The sequence below is a fragment of the Variovorax sp. Varisp36 genome, assembly GCF_047304235.1.
Classification (GTDB): Bacteria; Pseudomonadota; Gammaproteobacteria; order Burkholderiales; family Burkholderiaceae_C; genus Variovorax.
Window position 1 is genome coordinate 34,359 of sequence record NZ_JBGLYU010000048.1, and the last position, 15,545, is coordinate 49,903.

Annotated in this window: 9 protein-coding genes; 5 read left to right on the forward strand and 4 right to left on the reverse strand. The window is 66.2% G+C overall.

Annotated features, from left to right (window positions below; translation table 11 throughout):
• Nucleotides 1-45: 45 nt before the first annotated feature.
• A complete protein-coding gene (locus ACCD11_RS23290; RefSeq protein WP_413315620.1) occupies nucleotides 46-8,241 on the reverse strand; it encodes a GH36-type glycosyl hydrolase domain-containing protein in 8,196 nt (2,731 codons plus the stop codon).
• 627 nt (nucleotides 8,242-8,868) lie between these two features.
• Between ACCD11_RS23290 and ACCD11_RS23295 the strand changes: the two genes are divergently transcribed.
• From ACCD11_RS23295 to ACCD11_RS23315, 5 genes are all read left to right on the forward strand, one after another.
• Nucleotides 8,869-9,993 (forward strand): sensor histidine kinase, encoded by a 1,125-nt coding sequence (locus ACCD11_RS23295; protein ID WP_007839088.1) that lies wholly within the window; start codon nucleotides 8,869-8,871, stop codon nucleotides 9,991-9,993.
• A 36-nt stretch (nucleotides 9,994-10,029) separates the two neighbouring features.
• Nucleotides 10,030-10,263: a hypothetical protein gene (locus ACCD11_RS23300; RefSeq protein WP_081502714.1), complete on the forward strand. Its 234-nt coding sequence runs from the start codon at nucleotides 10,030-10,032 to the stop codon at nucleotides 10,261-10,263.
• A gap of 15 nt (nucleotides 10,264-10,278) precedes the next feature.
• A complete protein-coding gene (locus tag ACCD11_RS23305) occupies nucleotides 10,279-11,376 on the forward strand; it encodes an acetate/propionate family kinase (protein WP_413315621.1) in 1,098 nt (365 codons plus the stop codon).
• 243 nt (nucleotides 11,377-11,619) lie between these two features.
• Nucleotides 11,620-12,360: a Crp/Fnr family transcriptional regulator gene (locus ACCD11_RS23310; protein ID WP_007839084.1), complete on the forward strand. Its 741-nt coding sequence runs from the start codon at nucleotides 11,620-11,622 to the stop codon at nucleotides 12,358-12,360.
• A 114-nt stretch (nucleotides 12,361-12,474) separates the two neighbouring features.
• Nucleotides 12,475-13,182 (forward strand): Crp/Fnr family transcriptional regulator, encoded by a 708-nt coding sequence (locus ACCD11_RS23315; RefSeq protein WP_413315622.1) that lies wholly within the window; start codon nucleotides 12,475-12,477, stop codon nucleotides 13,180-13,182.
• A 19-nt stretch (nucleotides 13,183-13,201) separates the two neighbouring features.
• On the opposite strand, the gene ACCD11_RS23320 is transcribed toward ACCD11_RS23315, so the two are convergent.
• From ACCD11_RS23320 to ACCD11_RS23330, 3 genes are all read right to left on the reverse strand, one after another.
• Nucleotides 13,202-13,462 carry a DUF1488 family protein gene (locus tag ACCD11_RS23320; RefSeq protein ID WP_007839081.1) on the reverse strand — a complete coding sequence of 87 codons (261 nt, stop codon included), beginning with the start codon at nucleotides 13,460-13,462 and terminating at the stop codon, nucleotides 13,202-13,204.
• A gap of 517 nt (nucleotides 13,463-13,979) precedes the next feature.
• Nucleotides 13,980-14,390 (reverse strand): NIPSNAP family protein, encoded by a 411-nt coding sequence (locus ACCD11_RS23325; RefSeq protein WP_337459824.1) that lies wholly within the window; start codon nucleotides 14,388-14,390, stop codon nucleotides 13,980-13,982.
• A gap of 156 nt (nucleotides 14,391-14,546) precedes the next feature.
• A complete protein-coding gene (locus ACCD11_RS23330) occupies nucleotides 14,547-15,434 on the reverse strand; it encodes a LysR family transcriptional regulator (protein ID WP_007839079.1) in 888 nt (295 codons plus the stop codon).
• Nucleotides 15,435-15,545: the final 111 nt, after the last annotated feature.

Below are 15,545 nucleotides of genomic sequence, written 5' to 3' on the forward strand. Positions count from 1 at the left end.
AGTTACCCTGCACATCCAGACTCCCTGGTGGCCAGCCAGGTTGCTCTATGCCAAAACCCGTACGGTCGAATTTGGCGGCAGTGCGTGCCAATCGATCCAGTCGCCCGCCGCCAGTTGGTGTGTAGGTGTCGAGGCGCCTTCCATGTCGCCCCACTGCAGCGTGAACTCGCGCGCCCCGAGCCTTAGCGCGATCGCGAAGCCTGGCCAGTGCGCGGGCACATGCGGCGTCATCGACAACTGTTTGCCTTTCACGTTCAGACCCAGCAAGGTCTCGACGGCCGCGCGGTGCAGCCACGCGGCCGAGCCGGTGTACCAGCTCCAGCCGCCCCGGCCCACATAGGGCGCGGCGCCGTAGACGTCGCCCGCCATCACGTAGGGCTCCAGCTCGTAGACCGGGCCGCGCTCGGGGTGCCGCGAACGGTGGGCCGGGCTCAGGCCCTCGAAGCTCTGCCAGGCCGCTTCATGGTCGCCCTGCAGCGCCTGCGCCATGAGCGCCCACACCGCGCCGTGCGAGTACTGGCCGCCGTTCTCGCGCACGCCGCGCGGGTAGGCCTGGATGTAGCCCGGGTTGTTGATCGACTGGGCAAACGGTGGCGCCAGCAGCTGCAGCAGGCCGGCTGGCTCGTCGTGCAACTGCGATTTGACGGCGGCCATGGCCGGGCCGGTGTAGGCCGCGCCCGAGGCGCCCGACAGCACCGACCAGGCCTGCGCGATCAGGTCGATGCGGCACTCGTCGTTGGTCGACGAGCCCAGCGGCGCGCCGTTGTCGAAAAAGGCGCGGCGGAACCAGGCGCCATCCCAGCCGGCGTCGTGCAGCGCGGCGATCCAGCCGGTGCGTGCCTCGGTCCAGCGCGCGGCGCGTTCGTGTTCGCCTCGTGCTTCGGCAAGCGGCGCAAAGCGCTCGACCACGCTGCACAGGAACCATGCGAGCCACACCGATTCGCCGCGTCCTTCGTGGCCGACGCGATTCATGCCGTCGTTCCAGTCGCCGGTGCCCATCAGCGGCAGGCCGTGCACGCCGATCTTCAGGCTGCGGTCGATGGCGCGCGCGCCGTGATCGAACACGGTGGCCATGCAGCCGCTGTGCTGCGGCGCGTAGTAGGCGTCTTCCGCGCCCTCGGGAATGCCAGGGCCTTCGATGAAGCCGACCATCTCGTCGAGCAGCGAGGCGTCGCCCGTCACCTCGACGTAGTGCGCCGACGCGTACGGCAGCCACAGCAGGTCGTCGGAGAAATGCGTGCGCACACCGGCTCCGCCGGGCATGTGCCACCAGTGCTGCACGTCGCCTTCGGGAAACTGGCGCGCCGCGTTCACGAGGATCTGCTCGCGCAGGCGCGGCGGGTCGGTGAGTGCAAAGGCCATTGCGTCCTGCAGCTGGTCGCGAAAGCCGAAGGCGCCGCCGGCCTGGTAAAAGCCGGCTTTCGACCAGAGCCGGCACGCCAGCGTCTGGTACACGAGCCAACGATTGACCAGCGCATCGAACAGCGGGTCGGGCGTGCGCACCTGCAGGCGGCCCAGCAGGTCATCCCAGAAGCCGCGCACCTGCGCCAATGCCTCGGGCACATCGCGCTGCCGCCAGCGGCGTGCAAGTTCGAGCGCGGCGTCTGCCGTGCCGGCGTGGCCGAGCACGAAAGTGAAGCTCGCGGTTTCGCCGGATGCAACGACGAATTCGCCGCCGGTGGCTGCGCAGGCATCGAGCCCGCTGCCGGCGCGGCGCGCCAGCGTGTCAGGCACTTCGACGATGCCGCGGCCGGCGAAGAATTCGCTGCGGTCGCAGGTCCATTGCGTGGCTCCGGTCGTCGTGCCTTGCAGGCCCGCGAACAGCAGGAAGGCCGTGCTGCCGCCGAAGCCCGTGCTCGATTCGCGCTGCTGGCCGAACACGGCCGGCTGGTCTTCGGGCTTCCAGCAGTGCACGGTGCGCCGTTCGCCGCGCGCGGCACCCAGCTGCCACTCGACCATTGCGAGCGCGCGCAGGCGGCGCTGGCCGGCGCCTTCGTTGCGCACGCGCACGTGCACCAGCTTGACGGCTTCGTCGCGGTCCGCGAAGAAAGTGGTTTCGAGCACGAGCTCGCCTTGGCGGTATTCGAAAACCGAGTAGCCCTGCCCGTGCCGTACGAGGTGGCGGTTGGCGCCGCCGCCGCCGGCGGGCGTGAGCGGCAGCATCTCTCGCGTCGCCACGTCCTGCAGCAGGTAATGCTCGAAAGCCGGGTCCTGCACCGGGTCGTTGGACCACGGCGTGACCTGGTGCATGCGGCTGTTGCCGGCCCAGGTGTAGCCGGTGCCCCATTCGGACACCTGGAAGCCGAAGGCGGCGTTGGCGATTACGTTGATCCATGGGCGCGGCGTGCGACGATCGGGGCCGACCTCGAAGCGGAACTCACCGCTCTCGGCGTCGAAGTCGCCGGTGGGGGCTGTGTTGGTTGGCGAGGCGGCCTGTCGGTTGAACAGCGGCGTGCGGTGTTGCACCGGTGCGCTGCTGTCGTCCGCAATCGCCGGGCTGCGTGCCTCTTGCAGCGCCGCCACCTGCACTTCGAGCGCGCGGCCGTCGGCCGTGAACACCACGCGCGCCAGGCTGGAGAGCGCGGCCTTTTCCGACGGCACCACGTCCTGGTCGCGCAAGAGGTAGAAGCTGGCGGTGTCGTTGCGCGGAAAGCTGTGCTGCGTCTGCTGCGCTACGCGCGAGCGCAGCGTCTCGATCTCGCGCTGCAGCGGCATCAGGTACGAATTCGGCTCGCTGTTGAGCACCACGAGGTCGCAGGCCACGCCACCGAAACCCCACCACGGCTGCGCGCGCAGCAGCGTGTTGATGAGCCCCATGCCGTTCATCGAGTGGATGTACACCAGCACGATGGGCTTGTCGCCCGAAATGCCGAAGCGCCAGATCTGGCGCAGGTCGATCAGCCCGCGGTCGCTCATCACGCGCGGCGTGGTGTAGGTGAGGACGGTTGTCAGGTCCTGCAGCGCCAGGTTCTGTGCGGGCGCGATGCTCAGGTCGCGCAGCCGCACCTGCGCCAGCGTGGCCGCCATGCGGGTGGCGCGCTCCACGTGCATCGGTTGCAGGTAGCGGTCGATGCGGGGCATCAGCGCCTCGATGCTCTCGTCGGCAGCGGTGGCGAAGCTCAGGCGTGCGGTGGCGCCCGGGGCAATCGACAAGCGCACGCGCAGGCAGGCGATGGGGTCCAGGCCGTTCACCTGCTTGCCCTGGGCCGTGAGCGGTTGCCTGTCGAGCGCAGGGTCGGCCAGCGTGCGGTTGCGGCCGATGAAGACGCGCCGATCGGTCATGCTGTCGATCGACAGCACGTTGGCATCGACCGAAGCCACGAAGTGCACCGCGGCGACCACCGCATCGCCGTGCAGGCGCGGCCTGCGCGACAGCAGCAGCGCGCGCCACGCGGGCTCCCAGCGCGATTCGACGAACAGGTTGGCAAAGGCCGGATGCGCCTCGTCGGCCTTCGGGTTCGACAGCACCGGCTCGAAGTACGAGACGAGTTCGAGCGTGCGCGTTTCGTCACCGCTGTTGTGCAGCGTGATGTTGCGCAGTTCGGTGTCGTCCTCGGGGCTGATGAGCACCGTGGTGCGCACCTGCAGGCCGGGGCCGGTCGCATCGAACTGCACCTGGTCGGCCAGGAAGCGGGTGCGATAGTGCCAGTCGGCGCCGGGCGCGGGCAGGGCGGTGAGCGAGGTGAGCTCGCTTTGCCCTCCGTCTTTTTCGATATCGCGCACATAGAAGAAGGTGCCGTAGCTGTCGCGCAGCGGATCGTCGCGCCAGCGCGTCACGTTGAACGCGCGCCAGCGGCTCACGCCGGCGCCGTTGGCCCGCAGCGCCACCGTATAGCGGCCGTTCGACAACAGGTGCGTGGGCTGGAAGCCCGGCCCCGTCGGATCGACCACGCGCGGCTGGAACAGCGGCGCCAGCTCGGCCCGGCTGGGCTCGGGCGGCGTGCGCGGGTCGGCGCTGCCGATGATCTGGCGCGGCGTGCGCTCATGCAGCAGCGACTCGTGCGCCTGCACCAGCGCGGCACTGCCGAACCAGCGGCGCGGCGCGTCGTCGCGCAGCACGTTGCACAGCGCCACCAGCGACATGCCCTGGTGGTGCGCCATGAAGTTGCGCACGACAGTGAACTCCTGCCCCTCGGTCTGGCGCGAGGTGGTGAAGTCGATTGCGTCATGAAAACCGAACTCGCCGCGCGCGCCGAGCGATTCGAGCAGCTCGAGATTGATGACGGCCGCTTCGGGCGCGAAGGGCGCAGCCATCAGGCTGGCGTAGGGCGCCACCACGCGGTCGGTGGGTGGCGTGCGCCGCAGCGCCAGGCGCGGCACGCCGAAGGGCGAGTACTGGTACGCCAGCGAATGGTCCTGCGCGAAGTAGGCCGACTCGGACACGCCCCACGGCATGTTCTGCGCACGGCCGAAGGCCTGCTGCTCGGCGATGGCCGCGGCATTGGCCACCTGCAGCAGGCCGTCGGTGGGCTCGGTCATCACGAGCGCGGGCATCAGGTACTCGAACATCGAGCCCGACCACGACTTCAGGCTGGGCTTGAAGCCCACCAGCAGGAACGGCCGGCCCAGCGCCATCCAGTGGCGGCGCGGCACGTCGCCCTTCGCAATCGCAAGGAAGCTCAACAGGCGCGACTCGGAGGCCAGCAGGTCGTAGTAGCTGGCGTCGAGCACGTTCTCTTCGACGCGCAGGCCGATGTGGAACAAGTGGCGCTTGGCGTCGTAGAGGCCGTTGAAATCCATGCCGTCGTGCAGCGCGTCGCAGCGTCGGGCCAGTGCTTCCAGCGTGGGGGCTTCGCGGCGCTGGCAGCTTGCTTCCGCCGCGAAGGCGCGGCAGGCCTGCGCCACGGCCACGAGGTGGCCCGCGAAGTTGCCGCTGTCGACGCTGGACACATAGTCGGGCGGCAGCGGCTTGAGCGTCTGCGTGTCGTACCAGTTGAACAGGTGGCCGCCGTGCTTCTGCATGCGGTCGACGGTGTCGAGCGTGGCGGTGATGCGCGCCAGCAAAGAGCCGGTGTCGATCCAGCCGAACTCGCGCGCGCAGCAGGTGGCCAGCAGGTACAAGCCGATGTTGGTCGGCGAGGTGCGGTGCGCAATCGTCGGCTGCGGTTCGAGCTGCAGGTTGTCGGGCGGCAGGTGGTTGTCGTCCGGGCCCACCACGTGCTCGAAGAAGCGCCAGGTGTCGTGCGCCAGCTTCTCGAGGTAGCTGCGATCTTCGGGCTCGAGCGGGTCTTCGGCGTGCGCATCGACGCGGCTGCCCCACCAGGCCGCGAGGGGCGCCAGGGACCAGAGCACGAAGAGCAGGGGCCCGAGCACCGGGTGGGCGCTCCGGTTCGCGAGGATGGCGAGCGCCAGGGACACCGCGCTGCTGAGGGCCGCGCTGCGCACGAAAGGCTTCAGGCGCTGGCTCGATTGCGCCTGCGCCTGGTCGGCTGTCGTCCATTGCAGCAGGTGCCTGCGGCTCACGACCAGCCGCCAGGTGGCGAGGAAGGCCGCGTCGAGCAGCAGGCGCGTCTGCGCCGCCAGCTGCACAAACTGCCAGGCTGCGCCGGCCATGGCGCGCAACAACTCGACCGTGCCCACATCGAAGAAGTGGCGCAGCTCGATGGCGCGCCGTGTCGGCACCAGGCCGGCCAGCGCGCCCAGCAGCGGGCCCAGCGTGAGCGCCGCGCCGACGGCAGCCAGCGCCCAGCCGAGCGGCATGGCCTGCGTGAAGATCACCAGCACCAGCAGCGCGAAAGATGCTGGTGCGACCAGCGAGCGGCGCAGGTTGTCGCACATTTTCCAGAGGCCCAGCGCGTCGATGCCGAAGCGGCGCGCACGCCACATCAGTGGCAGCAGCTGCCAGTCGCCGCGCACCCAGCGGTGCACGCGCGAGGCGGCCACGCCGGCATGGTGCGGATGGTCTTCGACCAGCACCACGTCGCTGACCATCGCGCAGCGCGCGACGCTGCCTTCGAGCAGGTCATGGCTCAGCACGGCGCTGTCGGGCAGGCGGTCGTTCAGCGTGGCGTGCACGGCGCGCACATTGAGCAAGCCCTTGCCGGTGAAGGAGCCGCTGCCGAACACGTCCTGGTAGATGTCGGAGGCGCCGCTGCCGTAGGGGTCGAGCCCGCACTGCCCGGCGAACACCCAGTGGAAGAAGGAGCGCTCGCTGCGCATCGGGAACGGCGTGACGATGCGCGGCTGAAGAATGCCGAAGCCCGCGACCACGCGCCGGCTTGGCATGTCGATCTCGGGCGCGTTCAGCGGATGCGCGGCGATGGACACGAGGTCGCGCAGCGCGCCGGGCGGCAGGCCCGTGTCGCTGTCGAGCGTCAGCACATAGGGCGTGCGGCCGGGCGCGAGCTGCTGGCCCGGCGCGAGCGGAAGAAAGCCGCTGCCGTCGCCGCTGGCCAGCAGGCGCACGAGCATTTCGAGCTTGCCGCGCTTGCGCTCCCAGCCCATCCAGCGCTGTTCGGTCTCGCTCCAGTTTCGCGGACGGTGCAGCAGCAGGAAGCGTGGCGCGGCGCCTTCGGCCGGTGGGTACTTGGCGTTGAGCGCGGCGATGCGTTGCTGGACATCATCGAGCAAGGGCACGTCGTCGGGCATCGAGGCTTGCGAAGCGTCGGCCCAGTCGGTCAACAGCGCGAACTGCGCGTGCGCCTCGCGGTTGGCGAGCCAGTGCAGTTCGAGCCGGTGCGCGAGCTTGGCGTTGTTCGCGGTCGACCCCAGCATCGTGGGCATGACGACGAGCGCGCGGTGCCGCTCGGGAATGCCGTTCGCGAAATCGAGGCGTGGCAGGGCCTGCACGCGCACCGACTCCGCCATGATGCGTTGCGCCAGCGCAATCAGCGCTTCGGACAGCGGCCATGCGAGCAGCAGCAACGCCGCGACGGTGGTCCAGTCGCCGCGATGCGGCAGGCCGTGCACCACGGCCGCCAGCAGCAGCGCGGTGCCGAGGGCAACGGACCCCACGTAGACGGGCAGGCGCCAGCCGCGATGGCTGCGCGCGGGGCCTCGTGTGCTCGCGGCGCGTGCGGCATGGCCCGCCGGTGCATTCGCCTGCAGCGACGCGATCAGCGCAGGCCGGCCCTGGCCGAAGAGGTAATAGCCGGCGGTGCCGTCGGCGCGGTCGGTCTCGGCGCCGGCTTCCTCGGCCGGTGCACTGGACGCCAGCGTGACCACGGCCTGCGCCACTTCGCGCTCGGTCCGTTCGGCGCTGCGCGCCACCTGTTCCATCGCATGCGTGATCTGCTGGCGCATGAGTTCGCTCTCGTTCGCAAAGCTGGGAAGTTCGCGCAGCACGCGCAGCGAGCGGCTCACCGGCTCGATCAGATCGCTCCACTCGACCTGGCCGATCATGCGCAAGGTCGTGATGATGTTGCCGACCGTGAGATTGGCCGCGGCCTGCGCGTTCTGCGCGTCGCCGATCAGCGCCGGGCCGTTGGGACAGTGCTGTTCGGTCCAGCGCACCAGCGTGGGCATGTCGTCGCCTCGCTCGACGGGCAGTCGCTGCCACAGCTGCGTGAGGTAGCTGTCCTGCAGGCCGTGGCTCTGCAGCGCGCGGTACAGCACGTCGAGGTCTTGCACCGAGAGGTGCGGCGCCGCGTCCCACGCGGCATGCGCGATCTCGCGCGCGACCTTGTTCTCGGCAATGCGCTCGGCCACGCGGCGCAGGTTTTCGAGCAGCACCACGCGCAGGGTGGTGGGCAGCGCCCAAAGCTCGCCGAACATCAGCTCGTCGATGTCCTGGTAGGCGTTGAGGAAGGCAGTGAACAGCGTCTTGTTGAGCACGCTGTCGGTGTGCGCCACATAGGCCCACGCAATGCCGTACACGCGCGGCAGCCCCGCCAGCGGCGGCGTGACGAGCTTGGGCAGGCGCGCGTAGTAGCTGCGCGGCACGCCGTCATGGATCTGCTGGAGCTGCGCCTCGACGAGGTGGAAGTTGTCGAGCAGCCATTCAGCCGCCGGCGACACATAGCGTCCGCTCAGCGAGATCAGCGCGATGTAGTCGAAGGCGGCGCGCAGCGACTCGAGGTTCTCATCGACACGCGGGAAAAAAAGCGCGCCTTCGCGCGCGCGGTGGTGTTCGTCTTCCACCACCTGGGCACCGGCCAGGCTGTGGCCGTGCTGTTCGAAACGTTGGGCACCGAAGAGTTCGGCGCGAATCGGGAGGGCTACCGGGTCGTGCGGACCGAGCAGAAGAGTCCGGGCGTAGTGACTGAGCCCTTGGAGGCGGTCGACGACGGCAGCGGCGCTCAAGTGACCGCGAACATGCCGATGCCCAGGACCACGGCCACGCACGCCATCGTGACAATGCGGCCCGCAGCGAGCGCGCGCACACGTTGCATGTGGCTTCGCAGCGAGAACCATCGCCCGTGGGCACGTGCGCAGTGATGCATGTGCGAAGCTAGGGCTTCGAAATCGCTGCCGACGAAATCGATGTGCGAATGGGAAAGGGACTGCGGGACGGACATTGCAACGGGCTCCTATGAAACGACTTCGAGCTGCCGCGCGATTGCGAGAACTGTGAACGTGTTCCGACCGTACGCTTTTAATTGACCTTACGGGTGCCTGTTTTCACGATGCCCGACATACGAGGGCCTACGCATTCGCGATTGAGGGCATGTCTGTCACAGCTGATTCTTTGGCGCAGCTACCCATGCCGCCTCTGAAGTACAAGCGAACCAGCCGGCGCACTCGTGCCAATCGGTCGCCCCAGGAGCTCGTCACCCCGCTGCCCCGAACAACGATCGGCGATAGATCGGCACTATGTTCGCTACCGCACAGACAAGGCTTTTCGCATGAATAACGATTGAGCAATGCGCCTCGGAAACACAGTCGACAGCGTTCATTGATGAATCAGGCGAAAGCCATCGAGGTCTGAGCATGCGTAACTTCTTGACCAACAACCGCGATGAACTGATCTCCCGGTGCAAGTCAAAAGTTGCGCGAAGGCCCAGACGCGCAGCAACTGAACAGCAGTTGGCCAACGGCATTCCGCTGTTCCTTGATCAATTGATCCAAACGTTTGCCGCGGAAGAAGATGACAAACCGGCGGACAGCATCAGAATTTCGGGACCTTCAGGCGGAGATTCGCAGACCTTGTCGGAGATGGGGGTAGCCGCCACGGCCCACGGCAAGGAGCTGCTCGAACTGGGGTACACGGTAGATCAAGTCGTCCACGACTATGGCGACCTTTGCCAAGCGATCACGGACATGGCCTTTGAGCGCGATGCTCCCTTTGCCGTCGGGGAGTTCCGCACATTGAATCGATGCTTGGACAACGCCATTGCCGATGCCGTCACGGAGTTCAGCTCCCAGCGCGATACGCAGATCGCCCGCCAGCAGAGCCTTGACTCAACCGAGCGTGTCGGTTTCCTCGCTCACGAGTTGCGCAACTGTCTGGGCACGGCGACTCTTGCCATCCATGCCCTCGAACTCGGCAGCATGACATTGGGAGGTGCCACGGGGAGCGTATTGAAGCGCAGCCTTTCGTCGATGGTCACCCTGATCGATCGGACGCTCGCCGAAGTGCGCGTCAACATGCCGGAACAGCGCCAGACGTTTTCCGTCGCCACGTTCATCAAGGATGCCGAAACCGCCGCGCAGCTCGTCGCCGGAGCCGCACGCTGCCCCTTCGAGGTGAGCTCTGTCGATCCTCTGCTGGCCATCCGTGGCAATCGCGAGCTGCTGCTTGCCGCCCTGGCGAATCTCTTGCAAAACGCGTTCAAGTTCACGCACCCGCACACCATCATTGCCTTAAGAGCTCATGCACTCGACGAGCATGTATCGATTGACGTCGAAGACCACTGCGGAGGACTTCCGCCCGGAAGCGCTTCCAGGATGTTTGAGCCCTTCAATCAACACAGTCACGACAAATCCGGCCTTGGCTTGGGCCTGTCCATCGCACGCCGAAGCGTTGAGGCTGACCTCGGCACCTTGACAGCTCGAGATGTGCCGGGAACCGGTTGCGTTTTCACCATTCGCTTGCCCCTGCACGTCCTCGAATGACAAGCATCTAGTTTCTCCCAATCCCAAGGACTCATCATGGACATCCAATTGCTGATGCGGATCGGCCGCATGGCACCACCTCGGTGGCTCACTTTGTCGGCGGATGTTTCAGCAGCGAAGCGGCTGGCTGCCGACGGCCTGATTGAGATGACTCTGGAGTTGCAGGGCAAAGCAAAGACATCTATACGCGAATCAGTGCATGTTCGCACGATCACACGAAATGGTGCCTTGGCTATCGCTGATGAAAAATCTCGCTCGCAGCGGAAATGAACGCATGATGGTCGCATGACAGGCGATGTGATGCTCACCTTCAACCCCGGGTCTTCGTCGATCAAGCTCGGGCTGTTCGTGATCGATGCCGGCGCGACACGCGCCCTCGCCCGCCGCACGGTCGATGCAACACCCGATGCCTTGTCCAGCGTGATCGCGAATGCCCTGGATTGGGTGAACGATGCGGCGCCGGGCGCACGACTCGTCGCGGCGGGTCACCGCGTCGTGCACGGCGGGGACGAGTTCAGCGGCCCGGTGGCGATTGCGGAGGACACGCTCGCCGCTATCGAGGCACTGGCGCCGCTCGCGCCGCTGCACCAGCTGCAAAGCCTGCGACTGATCCATGCGGTGCGGCACGCCGCACCGGCGCTGCCGCAGTCGGCCTCGTTCGACACGGCCTTCCACCGCAGCCAGAGCGCTGCATCGCGCCGCTACGCGCTCCCGCGCGCGCTGTTCGACCAAGGCATCAAGCGCTACGGCTTTCATGGCCTGTCGTACAAATTCATCGCGTCGCAACTGCGCCAGCAGCACCCCGGGATTGCCGCGGGCCGCGTGGTGGTCGCGCACCTGGGCAGTGGCGCCAGCCTGTGCGGCTTGCTGCATGGCACCAGCCGCGAGACCAGCATGGGCTTCTCCACGCTCGACGGCATCCCGATGGCTACCCGCAGCGGCGCGCTCGACCCCGGCGCGCTGCTTTATCTGCTCAAGCAACCGGGTCAGTCGATCGACACGGTCGAAGACATGCTTTATCACCGCTCGGGCTTACTAGGTCTCTCCGGCGTTTCGGGCGACGTGCGCAAACTGCTCACGAGCGACGCGCCCGAAGCTCGCGAAGCGCTGGCGTTGTATGCACTGCGGATCGCGCGCGAAGTGGCCGCCATCGCCACCACGCTCGGCGGGCTTGATGCGCTCGTTTTCACCGCCGGCATCGGAGAGAACCAGCCGGCTGTGCGCAACGCCGTGTGTCACCACCTCGCCTGGCTCGGCGTGGCGCCCGATCCCGCAGCCAGTCAGGTCGCCGTGTTCGTCATGCACACCGACGAAGAGCAGGTGATCGCCGACGAGGCCTGCCAAGTTCTGTCCCTTTATCAAACCACCGGAGCCGCCCCGTGACCCGCCCACTTGAACGCGCTCCGTGCACGCCAAGTTCTCGGCATCGGTTTCCGTGGGGTTCATGGCGCACTTTAGGTTGCTCTCCAAAGCGAAGTTATGGGACCCCGCCAGCCAGAAAGTGAGTCCCTGACTGTTCGCTGGCGCACCCGGCCCCGCCAAAAAATGTCTCGGCAGTTGATACGCCGGCGCACAGACGCCGGATTTCAGTCGCAGAATCATGAAGATTTGGAAGCAGACTTCCTCATGGCATTGCCTCCTCGTTCGTCTTCGTTGCACCGGGCCGCCGCACGCAACGAACTGCTGGATGCCATCCCTCTTGAAGTGATGGCCCGAATGGAGCCGTTCCTCGAGCCGGTGCCGCTGCGTCTTGGGGAGGTGCTCTACGAGTCGGGGGTAGTGCAGCGACACGTTTTCTTCCCCATCGATTGCATCGTCTCCCTGCTGTACGTGCTGGAGAACGGGCAGTCCGCTGAGATCGCGGTCGTCGGCTTCGAAGGCATGGTTGGCGTATCGCTCTTGATGGGCGGAGGTAGCACGCCCAATCGTGCCGTGGTGCAAAGTGCAGGCAACGCCTTCAGGCTAAGTGCCACCCACATTCAGGAGCTGACGGAAAAGGGGGGGCCGTTGCTTCACCTCTTGCTGCGCTACACCCAATCGCTCATCACCCAGATGTCGCAAACGGCGGTGTGCAATCGGCATCATTCGCTCGAGCAGCAGCTGTGCCGCTGGCTATTGTTGAGCCTGGACAGATTGCCGGGCAATGAACTGGTCATGACTCAGGAACTGATCGCCAACATGCTCGGCGTGAGACGCGAAGGCGTGACGGAGGCGGCGGGCAAATTGCAGCGTCTGAACCTGATCAAGTACGCGCGAGGTCACATTACGGTGCTCGACCGCCCGGGCCTGGAACAGCAGGTTTGTGAATGCTATGAGGTCGTGAAGCGCGAAACGGATCGGCTGCTTCCTCGCCAAGTGGCAAGCTGATTCGCCGCGGCGACGGTCAGGCTCGGTGCGCCGCCGCACAGACGTGAGCCATCGCATCGGCAACAATGCGGCAGGTCACGCATTTTCGCGCTGGCTCCTCTCAACAGGGGCTCTGTGACATCCCATCCGACCCGCCCCATTCACAACCGTCTGCTCGAAGTGCTTCCGCCGATGGTCAGGGCGTGTCTACTCGAAAAATGCGAGAACGTGGCATTGGCGGCGGCCCAGACGCTCTATGAGCCGGGCGATTCCATCCGCCACATCCACTTTCCCACGAGCGCCTTTGTTTCACTGGTTTCCACGGCAGACGGCCACGACGGCCTGCAAACAGGCTTGGTGGGCAACGAGGGCGCCTTGGGCTACGAACTGTCGTTGGGTGTTCGGAGCGCGCCGTTGCGGGCGTTCGTTCAGGGCGGCGGCCTGGCCTGGCGCCTGACAGCGCAGTCCTTTGCTCAGGAACTGGAGCACAACACGATGCTCAGGCGTGTTCTCAACCGCTACGTCTGTGTGCTGCTGATGGAACTGGGTCGCTCGGGCCTGTGCAACCGCTTCCATCTGATCGAGGAGCGCCTGGCGCGCTGGTTATTGACGACCCAGGATTGCGCGCACTCCACACACCTTGCACTGACTCATGAAGTGCTGGGCCGCATGCTGGGGGTGCGTCGGGTCGGCATCACCAATGCCGCGACCGCGCTGCACGAGCGTCGACTGATTGACTACCGACGTGGCGCCATCACGATCACGGATCGCCGGGGACTGGAAAGTGCGGCGTGCGATTGCTATCGGGCCAACCAGCGCAACTACGCGCGGTTGATCTCATGACAGGTCGCCTTCCTGCAATTCATAGGGCAGGAACATGAAGATCGTTCTCCCGCAGCATCACCGGCTCCATTGCCCCCTGTGAGAGACGACGCCGCACCGCAGCTTCGATCTCTTCGACATGGTGGCTGAACGTTTCAAGCGGGTCGGCGTTCTCGGTCGTGCGAAAGTGATAACGCAGTGCTTCCCTCCCGATGCTGGCACTCACGAACTGGGTGCCTTCCATGTCCACCCAGAAGCGGACGGAGCCTGAAGCATCATGAAAGTACGGAGCGTCAGACATTTCGAGATCTTTCTTTGAGGCGGCTGCGCACTATCGCAGGTCTGGCGTTTCGTGTCTGTGCGATATCGGGTGTTTGGTCGCCACACAGGTCTACGCGCTTGGCTCTTTGCCGCGAACTCCATCGAGGTGACGGCCCTCCTGCATCGAGGCTCCGCTCTTGATGGGCGGGTGCTTAAGCTTCCTCTACCAGCGCCGGATGGCCGTCAACCCGATCATGGTGTAGCCTTGGCCTTCGGTCTGTGCGCCAACGCACGGTGCGAAAACATCCTGAGCAACCTCGGCAAACGAACCGCGCTCTACAGTTCGTTTGACGCGCTTCAAGAACGGCGCGAATGCCGATGTCGGCGGTCTCGGTCGGTTCCATGCAGCCATTCCTGTCGGCCCAACCAACCCTGGCGACGGCAGCCAACGCGTTGGTGGTGCGCGGACCCGGTCGTTAGCACTCCAGGACAGACTGAAGAGGCATTGGGCGTTGATACCGCGTCCCAGCCAACTGTGTCGTCCGCCGCGGAAGAGACTATTTCGCAGGCGAGAAAGAGGTGGGCGCCAAGAACGAGTTGTCCATCTTCGCAACAATCGGTCCGGCTGCCTCGCTCGCCTTTCTGACCTCGACCCATTCGGGATCGACGACAAACTTGCCCCACTTGACCTCACGATCGGCCAGGCTCTCCCAGACAAGCATGTAGGTAAGCGCGTTGCTGTCAGGTCCGACTGCAGTCGTCCAATATCCGAGTTGACGAATTCCCAGCCGGTTCCAGATGCCCGCGGTGTGATCGCGAAATCTGGCAAGAACGTCGGGCAGCCGGCCAGGCATTGCGGTATAGACGCGTAGTTCGTAGATCATCGACATCAGTCCTGAAAAAATGTTGCAAGTTGACGAGGCGGCGGGCGTGACCGCCAAGCTCACATTGTGCTGCCAGAGGTCCATCCGCCGTCAAAGGAGATGATCTGCCGGCGGTCTGCCCCAACCGCTAACCGCCAGTCTCAGGCATTCCGCGTCGCGCCTTCTCGCCAACAAATGCATTCGCGGAGCAAGGCACCCCGTCGGCGTGAGCGTCGCCCCGAACGAACCCGAGCACGAGCCCTACGGCATCCCGCGCGCCAGCAAGTGATCGACCAACCGGCGCTGCGGAAAGCTCAACGCCTCCTGCCGCGTGCACAGGTACATCCGTCGTGAAGCCCACGCATCGGTGAGATTGATGAAGCGCAGCTTCATCTCCTTGCGGTAGGTCACAGCGGCACCCTCGGGCAGGATGCCCACGCCCATGCCCGCTTCGATCATCCGGCACACGGCCTCGAAGCTCTTCACCCGCACGCGCAGGCGCAGCACCTTGCGCGCGCTCATGGCGGCGTCTTCCATCGTGCGGGAGATGGCGGAATCGTCTTCGAGACCCACGAAATCGAAATCGAGCAGTTCCTCGAACGACACCTCGCGCCCGCGCCACGGATGCTTCTGCCGCACGATGGCAACCAGCCGGTCGGTGCGGTAGGGAATGAAGTTCAGCGCCGGGTCGGCCGCCTCGCTGGTGATGACGCCCACATCGGCCTGCCGGTCGCGGATGGCCTGCACGATGTACACGCTGCGGTGCTCCTCCACGCTCACGCGGATCTCCGGGTAGCGCTGGCGGAAACTCGCCACGTCGTCCGGCAGGAACTGGCCCATGGCCGAGGCATTGGCGTGCAACCGCACACGGCCGGTGGCGCCCTGCGCGTAATCTGACAGGTCGGCGCGCATGCGGTCGACGTCGCGCAGGATCTGGCGCGCATGCATGGCGAGCGACTCGCCGGCGCCGGTGGGCGTCACGCCTTTCGAGGTGCGGTTGAGCAGCGCGACGCCCAGGTGGCCTTCGAGAATGGACAGGCGGCGGCTCGCGGCCGACAGCACCATGTGGCTCTCGGCGGCGGCCTTCGACAGGCTGCCGTGCTCAATGGCACGCAGGAAAAGCGCCAGCGAATCGAGGTCGGGTCTCATGGGTTCGGGTCGATCTGGGAGGCTGGCATTGTCGCGCCCGCGAGGGCGGGCACAGGCGCAAGGATGAGGGCAAAATCCCCCGGCCGCGCCGATCGGCCCCATCCCCCGTGC

Coding starts and splice junctions, on each gene's coding strand:
- ACCD11_RS23295 (WP_007839088.1), top strand. CDS start 8,869: ATGCGTAACTTCTTGACCAACAACCGCGATGAACTGATCTCCCGGTGC.
- ACCD11_RS23300 (WP_081502714.1), top strand. CDS start 10,030: ATGGACATCCAATTGCTGATGCGGATCGGCCGCATGGCACCACCTCGG.
- ACCD11_RS23305 (WP_413315621.1), top strand. CDS start 10,279: ATGACAGGCGATGTGATGCTCACCTTCAACCCCGGGTCTTCGTCGATC.
- ACCD11_RS23310 (WP_007839084.1), top strand. CDS start 11,620: ATGGCATTGCCTCCTCGTTCGTCTTCGTTGCACCGGGCCGCCGCACGC.
- ACCD11_RS23320 (WP_007839081.1), bottom strand. CDS start 13,462: ATGTCTGACGCTCCGTACTTTCATGATGCTTCAGGCTCCGTCCGCTTC.
- ACCD11_RS23325 (WP_337459824.1), bottom strand. CDS start 14,390: ATGGACCTCTGGCAGCACAATGTGAGCTTGGCGGTCACGCCCGCCGCC.
- ACCD11_RS23330 (WP_007839079.1), bottom strand. CDS start 15,434: ATGAGACCCGACCTCGATTCGCTGGCGCTTTTCCTGCGTGCCATTGAG.